This window comes from Nocardia cyriacigeorgica (genome assembly GCF_029868385.1).
GTDB classification, from domain to species: domain Bacteria; phylum Actinomycetota; class Actinomycetes; order Mycobacteriales; family Mycobacteriaceae; genus Nocardia; species Nocardia cyriacigeorgica_F.
In genome coordinates, this window is the sequence record NZ_JARWNX010000047.1 from 77,282 (window position 1) to 90,745 (window position 13,464).

Annotated in this window: 15 protein-coding genes; 5 read left to right on the plus strand and 10 right to left on the minus strand. The window is 66.4% G+C overall.

Features of this window, described 5'->3' with window-relative positions; all coding sequences use genetic code 11:
* Positions 1 to 5 precede the first annotated feature (5 nt).
* Positions 6 to 446 (minus strand): Lrp/AsnC family transcriptional regulator, encoded by a 441-nt coding sequence (locus tag QH168_RS14345; protein ID WP_280235138.1) that lies wholly within the window; start codon positions 444 to 446, stop codon positions 6 to 8.
* 79 nt (positions 447 to 525) lie between these two features.
* On the opposite strand from QH168_RS14345, the gene QH168_RS14350 reads away from it, so the two are divergent.
* Complete coding sequence (locus QH168_RS14350) at positions 526 to 1,263, plus strand: AzlC family ABC transporter permease (RefSeq protein WP_280235139.1); 738 nt, start codon at positions 526 to 528, stop codon at positions 1,261 to 1,263.
* On the plus strand, positions 1,256 to 1,579 hold the full coding sequence (locus QH168_RS14355) for a branched-chain amino acid transporter permease (RefSeq protein ID WP_280235140.1): 324 nt from the start codon (positions 1,256 to 1,258) through the stop codon (positions 1,577 to 1,579). Before QH168_RS14350 ends, QH168_RS14355 begins: the two co-directional genes overlap by 8 nt.
* 133 nt (positions 1,580 to 1,712) lie before the next feature.
* Here the strand turns inward: QH168_RS14355 and QH168_RS14360 are convergent, their stop codons facing one another.
* Both QH168_RS14360 and QH168_RS14365 read right to left on the minus strand, forming a co-directional pair.
* Positions 1,713 to 2,102: a hypothetical protein gene (locus QH168_RS14360; RefSeq protein WP_280235141.1), complete on the minus strand. Its 390-nt coding sequence runs from the start codon at positions 2,100 to 2,102 to the stop codon at positions 1,713 to 1,715.
* 263 nt (positions 2,103 to 2,365) lie between these two features.
* On the minus strand, positions 2,366 to 3,034 hold the full coding sequence (locus QH168_RS14365; protein ID WP_280235142.1) for a hypothetical protein: 669 nt from the start codon (positions 3,032 to 3,034) through the stop codon (positions 2,366 to 2,368).
* A gap of 497 nt (positions 3,035 to 3,531) precedes the next feature.
* Here QH168_RS14365 and QH168_RS14370 point away from each other — a divergent pair, with 497 nt between their 5' ends.
* A complete protein-coding gene (locus tag QH168_RS14370; RefSeq protein ID WP_280235143.1) occupies positions 3,532 to 3,744 on the plus strand; it encodes a hypothetical protein in 213 nt (70 codons plus the stop codon).
* A gap of 176 nt (positions 3,745 to 3,920) precedes the next feature.
* On the opposite strand, the gene QH168_RS14375 is transcribed toward QH168_RS14370, so the two are convergent.
* Together QH168_RS14375 and QH168_RS14380 are read right to left on the minus strand one after the other, a co-directional pair.
* Complete coding sequence (locus tag QH168_RS14375; RefSeq protein ID WP_280235144.1) at positions 3,921 to 5,150, minus strand: acyl-CoA dehydrogenase family protein; 1,230 nt, start codon at positions 5,148 to 5,150, stop codon at positions 3,921 to 3,923.
* Between the two features lie 33 nt (positions 5,151 to 5,183).
* A complete protein-coding gene (locus QH168_RS14380; RefSeq protein WP_280235211.1) occupies positions 5,184 to 6,593 on the minus strand; it encodes an acyl-CoA dehydrogenase family protein in 1,410 nt (469 codons plus the stop codon).
* Positions 6,594 to 6,868: 275 nt separating this feature from the next.
* On the opposite strand from QH168_RS14380, the gene QH168_RS14385 reads away from it, so the two are divergent.
* Positions 6,869 to 7,840, plus strand: a complete 972-nt coding sequence (locus QH168_RS14385; protein WP_280235145.1) for an ABC transporter substrate-binding protein — start codon at positions 6,869 to 6,871, stop codon at positions 7,838 to 7,840.
* 134 nt (positions 7,841 to 7,974) lie between these two features.
* Here the strand turns inward: QH168_RS14385 and ftsX are convergent, their stop codons facing one another.
* The 5 genes from ftsX to QH168_RS14410 all read right to left on the minus strand — a co-directional run bounded on the left by ftsX (position 7,975) and on the right by QH168_RS14410 (position 12,725).
* The gene (gene ftsX / locus QH168_RS14390) at positions 7,975 to 8,880 is read right to left on the minus strand and encodes a permease-like cell division protein FtsX (RefSeq protein ID WP_280235146.1); all 906 of its coding nucleotides are present in this window, start codon (positions 8,878 to 8,880) and stop codon (positions 7,975 to 7,977) included.
* Positions 8,880 to 9,569, minus strand: a complete 690-nt coding sequence (gene ftsE / locus QH168_RS14395; protein WP_280235147.1) for a cell division ATP-binding protein FtsE — start codon at positions 9,567 to 9,569, stop codon at positions 8,880 to 8,882. The genes ftsX and ftsE overlap by 1 nt, the downstream gene beginning before the upstream one ends.
* A gap of 260 nt (positions 9,570 to 9,829) precedes the next feature.
* Positions 9,830 to 10,708, minus strand: a complete 879-nt coding sequence (locus QH168_RS14400; RefSeq protein WP_280235148.1) for a mechanosensitive ion channel family protein — start codon at positions 10,706 to 10,708, stop codon at positions 9,830 to 9,832.
* On the minus strand, positions 10,708 to 11,823 hold the full coding sequence (gene prfB / locus QH168_RS14405) for a peptide chain release factor 2 (protein WP_280235149.1): 1,116 nt from the start codon (positions 11,821 to 11,823) through the stop codon (positions 10,708 to 10,710). The genes QH168_RS14400 and prfB overlap by 1 nt, the downstream gene beginning before the upstream one ends.
* A 50-nt stretch (positions 11,824 to 11,873) precedes the next feature.
* Positions 11,874 to 12,725 carry a helix-turn-helix domain-containing protein gene (locus QH168_RS14410; protein WP_280235150.1) on the minus strand — a complete coding sequence of 284 codons (852 nt, stop codon included), beginning with the start codon at positions 12,723 to 12,725 and terminating at the stop codon, positions 11,874 to 11,876.
* Between the two features lie 143 nt (positions 12,726 to 12,868).
* Between QH168_RS14410 and QH168_RS14415 the strand changes: the two genes are divergently transcribed.
* A complete protein-coding gene (locus QH168_RS14415; RefSeq protein ID WP_280235151.1) occupies positions 12,869 to 13,462 on the plus strand; it encodes an NADPH-dependent FMN reductase in 594 nt (197 codons plus the stop codon).
* Positions 13,463 to 13,464: the final 2 nt, after the last annotated feature.

Below are 13,464 nucleotides of genomic sequence, written 5' to 3' on the forward strand. Positions count from 1 at the left end.
GCTGCTCAGCCGAGCTGTTTGAGGTTCTTCATGGTGAATCGGGAATTGACCCGCCCGATCTTCGGGATCGTCATGACCTGCTTGCTCAGGAACGCCTCGTAGGCATCCAGATCGGCGACGGCGACGCGCGCGAAATAGTCGGGGGTGCCGAACAGGCGGCGCAACTCCCTGACTTCGTCGAGTCCGGTCATCGTCTCCTCGAAGCGGGCGACCGTTGTCGCGTCCTGGCCTTCGAGGGTGAGGTCGAGCAGCACCTCGAACGACCGCTCGATCGAGACCGGATCGATCACGGCTCGATATCCGCGGATGACGCCCTCGGATTCGAGGCGCTGCACCCGGCGCAGACACGGCCCCGGTGTGAGGCCGACCCGTCCGGCGAGTTCGACGTTGGTCAGGCGCCCGTCGGCCTCCAACTCGGCGATGATTGCTCGATCCAGCGAGTCCATGCATCTATATTGCTCGCCATAGGTGGTTGTGCGCAATTTATGCAACCAAAGAGCAAGCCGATTGCGCGACCATGGATGGGTGCGACAACTCGAACCGGCGCCGGGCCTCGCGGTGCCATCCAAACCAAGGCAGGAGCAGATCGCCGCAGGCCTCGGCGATTCGATATCGGCGGGGCTCGGTATCTTCCCGCTCGGTATCGCGCTCGGTCTGCTGGTGGTCCAGGCAGGTCTGCCGTGGTGGCTTGCGCCGGCGCTGTCGCTGGCGGCGTTCGCGGGCTCGCTGGAGTTGCTGCTGGTCGGGATGGTGGCGGCGACGGCGCCGCTGATGGCGGTCGCGGTCACCGTGTTCGTCGTGAACTTCCGGCATGTGTTCTATGCGTTCTCGTTCCCGATCCACCTCGTGCGCAACAGATTCGCGCGCGTCTACAGCGTCTACGCGATGATCGACGAGGCCTATGCGGTGTCGGCCGCACTGCCGCCCGCGCAACGATCGGGGCCACGCCTGCTGACGATGCAGCTCGCGTCACAGATCTACTGGGTCGGCGGTGGACTGGTCGGTGTCGCGATCGGTGCGCTGATTCCCGGCCCGATCAAGGGTCTGGAGTTCGCGTTGTGCGCGCTGTTCACCGTGCTCGCGCTCGATGCCTGCCGGTCGCGTCGGGAACTGCCGTCGGTACTGCTCGCGGCCGTCGCCGTCGGGGGTGCGCTGATCCTGGTGCCGCAGATCGCCCTGTTCGGCGCGCTGCTGGCGTTCGTGGTGTTGCTGCTGGTCCGCTACCGGCTCGACGTGCGGAAGGTGGTGCTCGCCGATGCCTGACACCGGATATCTCCTCGCGGTGCTGGTGATCGTCTTCTCCATCACTTTCGCGTTGCGCGCCGCCCCGTTCGCGGTCCTGAAGCCACTGCGCCGGTCACATCTGGTGCGGACGTTGGCGGTGTGGATGCCCGTCGGAATTCTCGCGATCCTGGCGGCCACGTCACTGCACACCAGCATCGTCGATGACGGCGCGGCGCTCTACGCGGTGATCGCGGTGGCTACGACGGCCGCGGTGCATCTGCTCTGCGGGCGGCGAACCCTGCTCAGCGTGGGTATCGGTACCGGTGTCTATGTCGTGTTGCTCAATCTGTTCTGATCGCGGCTGACCATTCGTCACCGATGACGAGCGTGCCCGCATGGCCGACAGCTACTTCCGCCGAATCGGCGCGCAACGATTCCGGCCGACCGTGCATCGGGCCCGGCGGGCAGGCTCAGCCGAATGAATGGGGTCAAGGGCGGATCGAGAAGAGGCTGGCGTCGTAGCAGTAGGTTTCGGTTGTTCGCGGGGTGGTGGCCAGGGCGGCAAGTCTCCGGACGGGCAGTTCCGCCCAGTCGTCCTCGGCGACGACCTCGACATCGTCCGCCACACCGGACACCTCGCTCTCGGCACTACCGAGCACGACCAACGGGATCCATACGCCGGGGTCGGCATGGATGCGCCACAGCGTCGGCTCATATGCGCTCAACACGAGGACCTGCGGACGAGTGGTGTTGTGCACGTACACGTCCGCCGCACCTTGCGGGTGGTAGCCGAACGAGTGGTCGTTCCGGGTCTGGTAGACCTCGATATCGTGCACGTCGAGGTCGTCCGCGGCATCCGAATTCCTTTTCTCGGTCACTTCATACCCACGCTCGAAGTCGCAGTCGTGCACCACGACCGGATGCGCTCCGGGTGGGAGGGGCGGCTCGGGCCGCGGCTGCGGCAGACCGGTTTCGGAGGTCGTCGGCGGTTGCTCGAGAGAGGTCGGATGACCCTCGGTGGAGGTCGCGTACGCGACGGCAGTGGCCGAAGCCAACACTGCGACACCGACTCGCCGAACCGGATCACGGAACGTCATCACCCGAGCATGCGCGTGCCCGGAACGGTGCGGCAAGGGTAGGACTACTCGAGCGCCGTATCCGCTCGCTGGTCGGGCTCAGCGTCCTGCTCGGCGACTGCTGCTGCGAAGTCGGGGTGGGCTCGAATGGTGATCGAGTCGGCGTCGACGATCGGTTCGAATCGGATGAACTGACCCGCTGCCTGATACACGAGTGTGGCGGTGAGGAGGCCGATGGGTAGCCAGCCGGGAAAGAAGGCCACGACCCAGGCCGGGTGGATGTGGTCGACGCCGAGCTGGAGGGCGATGAGGAGGGCCGGTAGCAGGGGGAGCCCGATGACGATGAGTATTCGGCCCAGCCAGCGCAACAGCGTGGTGCGGCGCACGCAGGTCGCGCACACCGGCCACTCACCGTGGAGGTCTCCGGCGACGGGCGGTACCCGATACCCGGACTTGACGATGCCGGAGCCCAGCCCTCGCAACGAAACGCCAAGCCCCTGCTGCTCGATGCCGCGGGGTGTGCGCCGGAAGAGAATCACCTTGTTCCAACGCTCGACGGCAGGCAGCCCATGCGCACTGCATACCTCCGGCAGCGGTCGCTGGAGTTCCAGCGAGAACAGCTCGCGCCATTCGCGAGAGTTCGACATCCGCAACATGTCGAACCCCGTCTCCATGCCGTACCGGGGTTGGACAGGTACCGCGATATCCGCGCGTTCGGAGGAATCGTCGGCCATCAGATCCGCCCGTCCGAAGTGCGGGCCGATGTCGAACCGACATCCCGAAGGACCATGGACGACCTCCTCGATCCCCGCACTTGTCTCGACCGAACCGCCGCTGATCCGTCCCACACTGTCATTGTCCGATGCCCCTCCCTGCGCGCGGCCGTCGAATCGGCCCGATACAGCGCTCGAGTCGCGGTACACGGACCCCTTCGACCACACGCGACACACTCATCGCTGATCTGATAATCCCTGGCCGGGTAACCCGATCGACGTCCTCCGAAACCACGGACCGGTGCGGCCTCAGCAGAGGCGGGTACCGGTTTCGGTTGTCCGCCAGTTCACTTCGGAACATTACTGCGCCGGAATAGGATTCGCCCCTGACACAGACTGCTCGATTATGTCCTACACCGTAGCCGACCGGCACGTACATTCTTGGTGTCGGCGACACCACCGACACCGACCTGGAACCCCTGATCAACCAGCTAGGCCCCCAGGCCGAGGAGACCTTCATGACCACCGCCGAACGACTCCAAGAGCGAGGCCGCACCGAAGGCCGTGCTGAAGGCCGTGCCGAGACGTTGATCGAACTGCTGGCGCTGAAGTTCGGTCCTGTTCCGACTCGGGTGGTCAATGCTGTGCATCAGGCGACTGCTGAGCAGTTGCATGACTGGACGGCTCGTATCCTCACCGCCGCCAGCCTCGAGGAGATGGGCATCGACTGAGTTCGGCTCGCCACCGCCAGGCCGAGGACGATGCCGCTGGCATTTGGGAGCTTCCTGCCGACGACGGCCTAGAGGCGGCCTGAGAGTAGATGCAGCCGTCGGGAGCTTTCGCTGAAGACACGAAACCGGTCCGGGCCACTACGGTGACTCGGACCGGTCTTACGTGTCCGACCTACCTATTTCAGCTCGGCACTGGTCTTCCCCAGCACCCGGCGAGCCACGATCAGCTGCTGGATCTGCTGGGTGCCCTCGAAGATGTCGAGGATCTTGGAGTCGCGGCCCCACTTCTCCAGCAGTGTCCGCTGAGAGTAGCCGATGGTTCCGGCGAGTTCGACGGCCTTGAGGGTGATGTCGGTGCCGGTGCGGCCCGCCTTGGCCTTGGACATGGAGGCTTCCAAGGAGTTCGGCTTCTTGTTGTCGGCCATCCAGGCGGCGCGCAGCGACAGCAGATAGGCCGCTTCGTAGTCGGCTTCCATGCGCAGGAATTCGGCGGCCGCGGCGGGCTGGTTGTTGGGCGGGATGTCGTAGGACGGTTCGATACCCGCGTCCTTCAGCACCGCGCGCAGCTCTTCGAGCGCCGCGCGGGCGACACCGACGGCCATGGCGGCGACGAGGGGACGGGTGTTGTCGAAGGTCTGCATGACCCCGGCGAAGCCCTTCTCCACGTTGACTTCCGGGCTGCCGAGGATGTTGTCCTTCGGAATCCGGCAGTCCTGGAGCAGTAGCACGGCGGTATCGGAGGCCTTGATGCCGAGCTTGTGCTCGAGCCGCGCCACCGACAGGCCGGGAGCGTCGCGCGGGACGACGAACGACTTGATCGCCGCCCGGCCGAGGCTGCGATCGACCGAGGCCCACACCACGATGTGAGTGGAGCGTTCACCGGCGGTGACGAAGATCTTCTCGCCGTTGAGGACCCACTCGTCACCGTCGAGGACGGCGGTGGTGGTGACGGCCGCGGAGTCGGAGCCGAACGACGGTTCGGTGATGGCCATGGAGGCCCACACCTTGCCGAAACGCTTGAGCTGCTCGTCGGTGGCGACCGCGGCGATGGCGGCGTTGCCGAGGCCCTGATAGGGGATCGACAGCATCAGGCCGACATCGCCCCACGAGGTCTCGAGGGCATTGAGCAGCGCGGACATATTGCCGCCGTTGGTGTTTCCGAGCAGTTCGGTGGCATGCGAATTGGTTTCGCTGTCGTCTTCACGGCCACCGGCGGCGCCGCCGATCTTCTGGGTGCCGGAGTCGGCGAGGCCCTCGACCATGGCGGCCATGGTGTCGAGTTCGACGGGGTACTCGTGCTCGGCGAGGTCGTATTTGCGCGAGATCGGACGGAAGATCTGCGAGGCGACCTGATGCGCCTGGTTGGCGCTGGCCCGCAGCTTCTTGGGGAGTTCGAGATTGATCATGGTGGGAATCTCCTGAAGTAACGAACAGGCCGGTTAGACGAGCACGACACCTTCGGCGACGCCGATGCCGCGCAGATCGCGGTACCAGCGCTCGACCGGGTGTTCCTTGGTGAAGCCGTGGCCGCCGAGCAACTGCACACCGTCCAGGCCGATCTGCATGCCCTTGTCGGTGGCCAGCTTCTTGGCCAGTGCGGCCTCGCGGGCGAAGGACAGGCCCTGCTCGGCGCGGGAGGCGCCACGCAGCGTCACCAGACGCAGACCGTCGAGTTCGATGGCGATATTGGCGACCATGAACGCGACCGCCTGACGGTGCGAGATCGGCTCGCCGAACGCCTCGCGCTCGTTGACGTAGGGGATCACGTAGTCGAGCACGGCCTGACCGGTGCCGGTGGCCAGCGACGCCCAACCGAGGCGGGCCAGGCGCACGGCGTCGGCGTAGTCCTCGGCGTGCTGTTTGCTGTCGCCGTCACCGAGCAGTGCGTCGGTGCCGACCGCGACGTTGTCCAGGATGAGGCGGCCGAGGCCCGCGGCCCGCAGACCCATGCTCGGGTCGGCCTCCACGACCAGGCCCTGCGCGTCGGACTCGACGATGAACAGTGCGGGACGTCCGTCGAGTTCGGCGGCGACGATGAACAGTTCGGCATCGGCGGCGGCCGGGACCAGGCTCTTCACCCCGGAGATGCGGTAGCCGCTGGGGGAGCGCACGGCCTTGGTCTGCAACGCGAAGGGGTCGAACAGTGCGCGCGGTTCGCTGATCACCACCGAGGCCTGCGGCACGTTCTCGCCGGTGAAGGCGGGCAGGTAGGTCTTCTGCTGGGCGTCGGTACCCCACTGCGACAGCGCGACCGCGACGCCGCTCGGCGCCAGGATCGGCAGTGCGAGACCCATATCGCCGTGCGCGAGCGCCTCGGCGACCATCGAGTTGGTGACGGCGCCACGTTCGCTGGCCGCACCCTCGAGTTCCTCGGGGACGTTGATCAGGGTGATGCCGAGTTCGGCGGCGCGACCGAGGAGGTCCTTCGGCGCGGCGGCGGCCTCATCGGCGTCGTGCGCGGCCGGGCGCAGGATCTCGGCGGCGAACTCGCGCACCGTCTCGACGATCATCTGCTGCTCGTCGGAGGGGGTGAGGTCGAAGTAGTCCTTGTTCTTGGCCTCGTTGGCGGCCAGGCGTTGCGGCTGCCCGCCGCCTGCGACCTTGCCGAACGCGCGGGTGGCCGCGCCGAGGGTGCGGAACCCGGTCTTGGTGCCCTCGTAGGTGACCCGCTCGATCGGCTTGCGGAGGTTGTACTTCTCGGCGAGTTCGGACCCGGTGAGGGTCGTCATCACCCGCATCGCCGCGCCCATCCAATCCCGTTTGGGCTGGTTCAGGCCGACCGCGGAATCCTGGCTCCGGCCGGTGTCCGGACGTCGCTTCGTCGCGCTGTCTCGAGTGCTCATCATCACCTGTTTTCTCGGATGGGTGGGTGAGGTGGGTGGTCCCATTATCTTACTCCAGAGTAAGGCTATCTTACTCCAGAGTAAGAAAACCGTCGAGACGAGAATTCTGTTCGGAGTCACAGTTGCCTCGCGATAGCCGTAACACCCTTGGTAAGGTTTGCCTTATCTCCTGTCGCCCGCTCTAATGGGCATCGGCCCGGAACTGCGAACAAGGGACGGCAGACATCGACAACTACGGGATTTCACCGAATACCGCCTTGAATCGCCGTCGGCTCTTCGCCGTGGCCGGAATCGTCGGCGTGGGTGCCGCGCTCGCTGCCTGCGGAGCGGGCTCCGAGGACGAGCAGTCGGGCGATGGCTGGACGTTCACCGACGACCGTGGCAACGCCGTCACCCTCGGCGCGACGCCGAGCCGGGTCGTCGCCTTCACCGGTTCGGCCGGTGCGCTCGCCGACTACGGCGTGCGGGAACCGCTGGTCGGCATCTTCGGCGATGTCGAGGCGGGCAAGGGCACGCCACGGGCGCTCGCCGGTGATCTGAACGTCGACGAACTCACCGTGGTCGGCGACGACTGGGGCCAGTTCGATATCGAGAAGTACGCGCTGCTCGAACCCGATCTGCTGGTCACCGACACCTACGTCCCCGATCGGCTCTGGTACATCCCCGATGACAGCAGGCAGAAGATCGAATCGGCGAACCCGAACGTGATCGCCATCGCGATCGCCGACCGTGGGCTCCCGGCGATCATCGGCAGATACGAGGAGCTGGCCGCGGCGCTCGGCGCCGATCTCACCGCCGAACCGGTCGTCGCGGCGACAGCGCGTTTCACCGCCGCCGCGCAATCGGTGCGCGATGCGGTGGCCCGGCGGCCGGGTATCCGCGTCCTCGCGGCCTCGGCGACATCGGCCACCTTCTACGTGTCCGATCCGCGCACCTCGGCCGATCTGAAATATTTCGCCGAACTCGGCGTCGAACTCATCATTCCGGACGCGGTCGACGACGGCGGTTACTTCCAGAGTCTGAGCTGGGAGGCCGCCGACCGCTATCCGGCCGATCTGATCCTGCTGGACAGCCGCTCCTCGGCCATGCAACCGGACGCCCTCGCGGCCAATTCGGTCTGGCGGTCGCTACCGGCGGTACAAGCGGGGCAGGTCGCGCCGTGGAATCCGGTGTTCCGCTTCTCGCACGCGGGCGCGGCGCCGTTGCTGGAGGATCTGGGGGTCGTGCTGGATCGGGCGAACCGCCTGGAGTGAGTCTGCCGCGCGGCGGTTTCCGGCTCGGGAACGCGCGGCCTGCGCTCGAGCAGACCGAGATGGCGGCTTGCCGGAATGCCTGCGTCGCGCGGGTACGACGGCGCGCCTGGGCAGCCGTGTCCGCGCCGCCCCTCCTATTCGCGCACGTAATACCGCAGCGTCGCGTAGGCCGTGAGCGCCGCGAACACCACGCCGACCGGTGCGATGATCAAAGCTGTCGTCGCGATGTCGTCGCCGGTGATCCGCGGGAACACCTTGCTGGCGAACAGATCGCCGAGCGCTCGATCGACCACCAGCGGCCGGGCGATGAACAGGCCGACCACCGCCAGCAGCGAACCGGCCAGCGCCGCCACCACCGCCTCCAGGAGGAACGGTAGCTGGGTGTACCAGCGGGTGGCGCCGACCAGGCGCATGATGCCTACCTCGGTGCGGCGGGTGAACGCCGCGATCTGCACCATGTTCGCGATCAGCAGCAATGCCGCGACGGCCTGCAAGATGGCGAGGCCGAATGCCGCGTTCCGCAATCCGTCGAACAGGTTGACCAGGCGGTCGACGATGTCCTTGTCATTGCGCACCATGCCGACACCCGGCCGGTCGTAGAACGATTCGTAGATCGTCGGATACAGCTCGGCGTCGACCATCTTGACCCGCAGCGACGCGGGCAGCGGGGTGTCGGCCACGAATTCGGCCAGCTCCGGCTGATCCTTGAACGTCTTCTCCTTGGCCTCGCGGATCGCGTCGTCGCGATTGAGGAACTGCACCGATTCCACGCCCTCGGTGGCCTTGAGATCGGCCATCAGCGTCGCGCACGGCTCCAGCGAGCAGTCCGGGTCGGTGGCCGAGACATCCTCGGTCAGATACAGCCGCACCTCGAGCCGATCCAGGAAGTACTGCTCGGTCTTGTCGGCGATCCGTACCGCGAGCAGACCGCCACCGAGCATGGTGAGCGAGACCGCGGTGGTCAGGATCATCGCGATGGTCATGGTGACATTGCGGCGTAGACCCTCGAAGACCTCGCCGAACAGGAAACTCGCCCGCATTATCGATCAACTCCGTACACGCCGGTGGCTTCATCGCGGACCATGCGGCCGTGATCGAGCTCGATGACCCGTCGGCGCATCGAGTCGACGATGTGGTTGTCATGGGTGGCCATCAGCACCGTGGTGCCGATGCGGTTGATCCGTTCCAGCAGGGCCATGATGTCGGCGCTGGTCTCCGGATCGAGGTTGCCGGTGGGTTCGTCGGCCAGTAGCACCAGCGGCCGGTTGACGAACGCGCGCGCGATGGCCACGCGCTGCTGTTCACCGCCGGACAGTTCACCGGGCAATCGGTCGGCCTTACCGCCGAGCCCGACCATGTCCAGCACCTCCGGGACCGTGCGCTCGATGAACTGCCTGCGCTTACCGATCACTTCGAGCGCGAACGCCACGTTCTGTTCGACCGTCTTCTGTTGCAGCAGCCGGAAGTCCTGGAACACGCAGCCGATCCGCTGACGCAGTTTGGGCACCCTGCGGCCGGGCAACCGGTCGACCCGGAAATCGGCGACCTGGATCTCGCCCGCGGTGGGGGTCTCCTCTTTGAGCAGCAACCGCATGAAGGTCGATTTGCCCGAGCCGGACGGTCCGATGATGAAGACGAACTCGCCCTTGCCCACATCCACCGTGATGTCGTCCAGCGCGGGTCGCGTCGAGGTCTTGTACGACTTGGTGACGTTGCGCATGGTGATCACGGGGAGCCAGTGTAACCACCGACCATGGTGTGACCTGGGCGCGTGAGGTCCCTCACCGGTAGCGGGAGACGCTGGTCAGAGCCGTGATCGCGGTCCGCTCAGGCCCGCGACCTCGGGCGGGTCACTTCACCGGCGCCGTCGTATGCACCGCTGCCGGAACGGTATTCACCAGGGGCGCGGGCGGTGTGGGCGTGTCGGGTCTGACGAACAGATACAGCACGAACGTGGCGACCCAGCTCCCCATCAGGATCGCCGTAGATTTACGCGGTCTCACTGATACCCTCCCGGCGCAGCGCTGCGGCTACTCGTACCCGCAGCTCGCGTCCGACTTCGAATTGCTTACCAGGAAGGGTGCGGGCGACCATCCGGATGTTCATCTGATCGACCGTGAGGTCTTCCACACCCATGACCGTCGGCTCGTCGAGCAGCAGTGGCTCGAGCCTGCGGTCGCGGTAGGCCTCTTCGCCCACCTTGTGCAGTATCTCGTTGACCCGGGTGATGTCGGCGCTGGCCGAGACCGGGACGTCGATCGCCGCACGTGCCCAATCTTTCGACAGATTCGTGACTTTCACAATCTGGCCGTTGGGCACGATGATCACCTGGCCGTCGGCGTCGCGCAATGTGGTGATCCGCAAGGTGACGTCCTCGACCGTGCCCTCGGCCGGATCCGCGGCGCCGGTGACATTGATGCGGACCACATCACCGAACCCGTACTGACGTTCGGTGATCAGGAAGAACCCGGCCAGGATGTCCTGCACGATGCGCTGGGCGCCGAAACCGAGAGCCGCACCGAGCACCGCGGCGGGGGCTACCAGGCCGGTCACCGCGAACCCGAGTTTCTGCAACACCTCCATGCCGACCAGCACGTAGACGATGGTCAGCACCACCCAGGTGACGACCTGGGCCAGCGCGTGCCGATGTTTGGCGGCCTCGGTGCGCACCAGCGCATCGCTGCTCTGGAAACCGGCGTCGATCTTGCGGGTGACCCGATCGCGCAGGAACGTCGCGAACCGGCTGAACAGCACCGCGCCGAGGATGAGCAGCACGATTTCCAGACCGGAAGAGCGCAGCCAGGGCGTGACATCGGCGGACATCGACAGTGCGTGGATCCCCGAACTCTGGATCCCCGAGGCGAACATCAGTTGGTCTGCTCCCGCATTCTCCAGCGGATACCGGACTCGATGAACGCGTCGATATCACCGTCGAGGACCGCGGACGGGTTGTTGACCTCGTAGTTGGTGCGCAGATCCTTGACCATCTGATACGGGTGCAGCACGTAGGAGCGCATCTGGTTACCCCAGGACGCGCCCTCATTGGTCTTGAGCGCGTCCATCTCGGCGCGCTCCTCCTGACGCTTGCGTTCGAGCAGTTTGGCCTGGAGCACGCGCATCGCCGAGATCTTGTTCTGCAACTGCGATTTCTCGTTCTGGCAGGTGACCACGATGCCGGTCGGGATATGGGTCAGGCGCACCGCGGAGTCGGTGGTGTTGACGCTCTGACCACCCGGCCCGGACGAGCGATACACATCGACCCTGATCTCGCCCTCGGGGATCTCGATGTGATCGGTGGTCTCGACGACCGGAAGCACCTCGACCTCGGCGAAGGAGGTCTGGCGGCGGCCCTGGTTGTCGAACGGGCTGATCCGCACCAGTCGGTGCGTACCCATCTCCACCGACAGCGTGCCGTAGGCGTAAGGCGATTTCACCGCGAAGGTGGCGCTCTTGATACCTGCCTCTTCGGCGTAGGAGGTGTCGTAGACCTCGACGGGGTACTTGTGCCGGTCGGCCCAGCGGATGTACATGCGCATCAGCATCTCGGCCCAGTCGGCGGCGTCCACGCCACCGGCGCCGGAACGAATGTTGACCAGCGCGTCGCGTTTGTCGTATTCGCCCGACAGCAGGGTGCGGACCTCCATGGCCTCCACATCGGCGTGCAGGGCGGCGCGTTCGGCGTCGGCGTCGGCCAGTGCGGCGGTCATCGCCTCGCCTTCTTCGCCCTCGGCCAGCTCGTAGAGGACCGGCAGATCTTCCAGCCGTTGGCGCAGCTCCTCGACCCGGCGCAGCTCACCCTGGGCGTGTGACAGCTCGCTGGTGACCTGCTGGGCGTGGTCCTGGTTGTTCCACAGATCGGGGTCGGCCGCCTGATGCTCGAGTTCATCGATGCGGCGGCGCAGCTCCTCGATGTCGAGGACCGACTCGACGGTCTTGAGCGTGGTGTCGAGTTCGGCTAGATCGGCGGATACGTCGGGATGCACGATGTCCAAGGCTACCGGGCGGGTGCGGCCGGGTGAAACCGCAGGGCAGGCTATCCGGAGACGGCCCGCAAACCGCCGGGGCGTCGACCGTTGAGCGCGTCGAGCGCGGCCGTCGTCGCGGCGTCGGCGGGTAGGTAGATGATGAGCTGCTGGTCGTCGTCGGCCGGTAGATCGAGGGTTTCGTAGGCCATGCGCAGGCTGCCCGCCTCGGGATGGCGGATGCGGGTGACTCCGGTGACCCTGGGCAGGTTCGGGACCGTGTCCACGCGGTCGGTGAACGCGGCGCCGGCGGTGATGGTGAGCCGGTCGGCGAGGGCGTCGATATTCGGGTCCGCGCGGAACGGGCCCTGTTTCAGAGTGGCGACCACATGGTCGGCGACACTGTCCCAATCGGGGAAGAAGTCCTTGGCGCGCGGATCGGTGAACACGAATCCGGCGAGATCGGGCGATTCGTCGTCGAGCTGACCGGAGGCCCGCATCAGGGTGCGGTAGCCCTCGGTGCAGGCCAGGATCTCGGTGAGCCGGTCGACCACGATCGCGGCCGCCGGTTCCAGCTGCTCGAGAATGGTGCGCACCGTCGGCCGCAGCTGCCGGTTCGGTGGTGCTTCGCCCATGCAGGTGAATCCGGAATCGGCCTTGGTGAGCCGGTAGAGGTGGACCCGTTCGCTGGGGGTGAGGCGCAGGACCTCGGCCAGCGCCGACAACACCTGGGGTGAGGGATTGCGGTCGCGGCCCTGCTCCAGGCGGGTGAGGTATTCGACGCTGACCCCCGCGAGCGTCGCGAGTTCCGAACGGCGCAGACCAGGGGTTCGGCGCCGCTGCCCGGTCGGAAGACCGACCTCGGCGGGCGTGACCGATTCGCGCCGAGTGCGCAGGAACAAGCCCATTTCGTTGGTGCTCACCCGTTCACCGTAGCCAGCTTTCCGGTGCCGAGGGTGGCCCTCGCACTACCACCCTCGGCGCGGCCTCCATCGGCATCCGGATGTCGATGACAGTGATTGCCGAGCGGCCGCCACGGTCGCACCTCGAACCGAAGGAGAACAGCATGACCTCGCCACTGAAGCTCGCGGTGATCATCGGCAGCGTCCGGGAGGGACGGTTCGGCCCGGTGGTGGCCTCGTGGTTCGCCGACCTGGCCCGCGCGCACGGCGGATACGACGTCGACGTGATCGACCTGGCCGATTACGAGATCCCCATGGAGCTGCCCGCCGCCCCGCCCGCCATGGACCCCGAGCCGCAACGGCCCGTCGGGATGAGCGAGCTGACCGAGCGGCTCTCGGCGGCCGACGCCTACGTCATCGTCACCCCTGATTACAACCGCAGTTTCCCGGCCTCGATCAAGGCCGCCATCGACTGGTATTTCACCCAGTGGAGCGGCAAGACCGTGGGATTCGTCGGCTACAGCGGCGGCAGCGGCGGACTGCTGGCCATCGAAGGACTGCGGCAGGTGTTCAACGAACTCGATGCCCACACCCTGCGCGAGTACGTATCGTTCCCGCGCTACTACCTGCTCTTCGACGAGAACGGGTCGTTGCTCGAACCGGAGGAGCCGGTGGCGGCGGCACGGACGATGCTCGATCGGCTGCACTGGTGGGCGACGGCGCTGACGCTGGCTCGGTCGGCGGCGGCCGCCGCCTGATG

Excerpts from the sequence above, each read along its gene's own strand:
- QH168_RS14345 (WP_280235138.1), bottom strand. The coding sequence starts at position 446 with ATGGACTCGCTGGATCGAGCAATCATCGCCGAGTTGGAGGCCGACGGG.
- QH168_RS14355 (WP_280235140.1), top strand. The coding sequence starts at position 1,256 with ATGCCTGACACCGGATATCTCCTCGCGGTGCTGGTGATCGTCTTCTCC.
- QH168_RS14365 (WP_280235142.1), bottom strand. The coding sequence starts at position 3,034 with ATGGCCGACGATTCCTCCGAACGCGCGGATATCGCGGTACCTGTCCAA.
- QH168_RS14370 (WP_280235143.1), top strand. The coding sequence starts at position 3,532 with ATGACCACCGCCGAACGACTCCAAGAGCGAGGCCGCACCGAAGGCCGT.
- QH168_RS14375 (WP_280235144.1), bottom strand. The coding sequence starts at position 5,150 with ATGATCAATCTCGAACTCCCCAAGAAGCTGCGGGCCAGCGCCAACCAG.
- ftsX (WP_280235146.1), bottom strand. The coding sequence starts at position 8,880 with ATGCGGGCGAGTTTCCTGTTCGGCGAGGTCTTCGAGGGTCTACGCCGC.
- QH168_RS14400 (WP_280235148.1), bottom strand. The coding sequence starts at position 10,708 with ATGTTCGCCTCGGGGATCCAGAGTTCGGGGATCCACGCACTGTCGATG.
- QH168_RS14415 (WP_280235151.1), top strand. The coding sequence starts at position 12,869 with ATGACCTCGCCACTGAAGCTCGCGGTGATCATCGGCAGCGTCCGGGAG.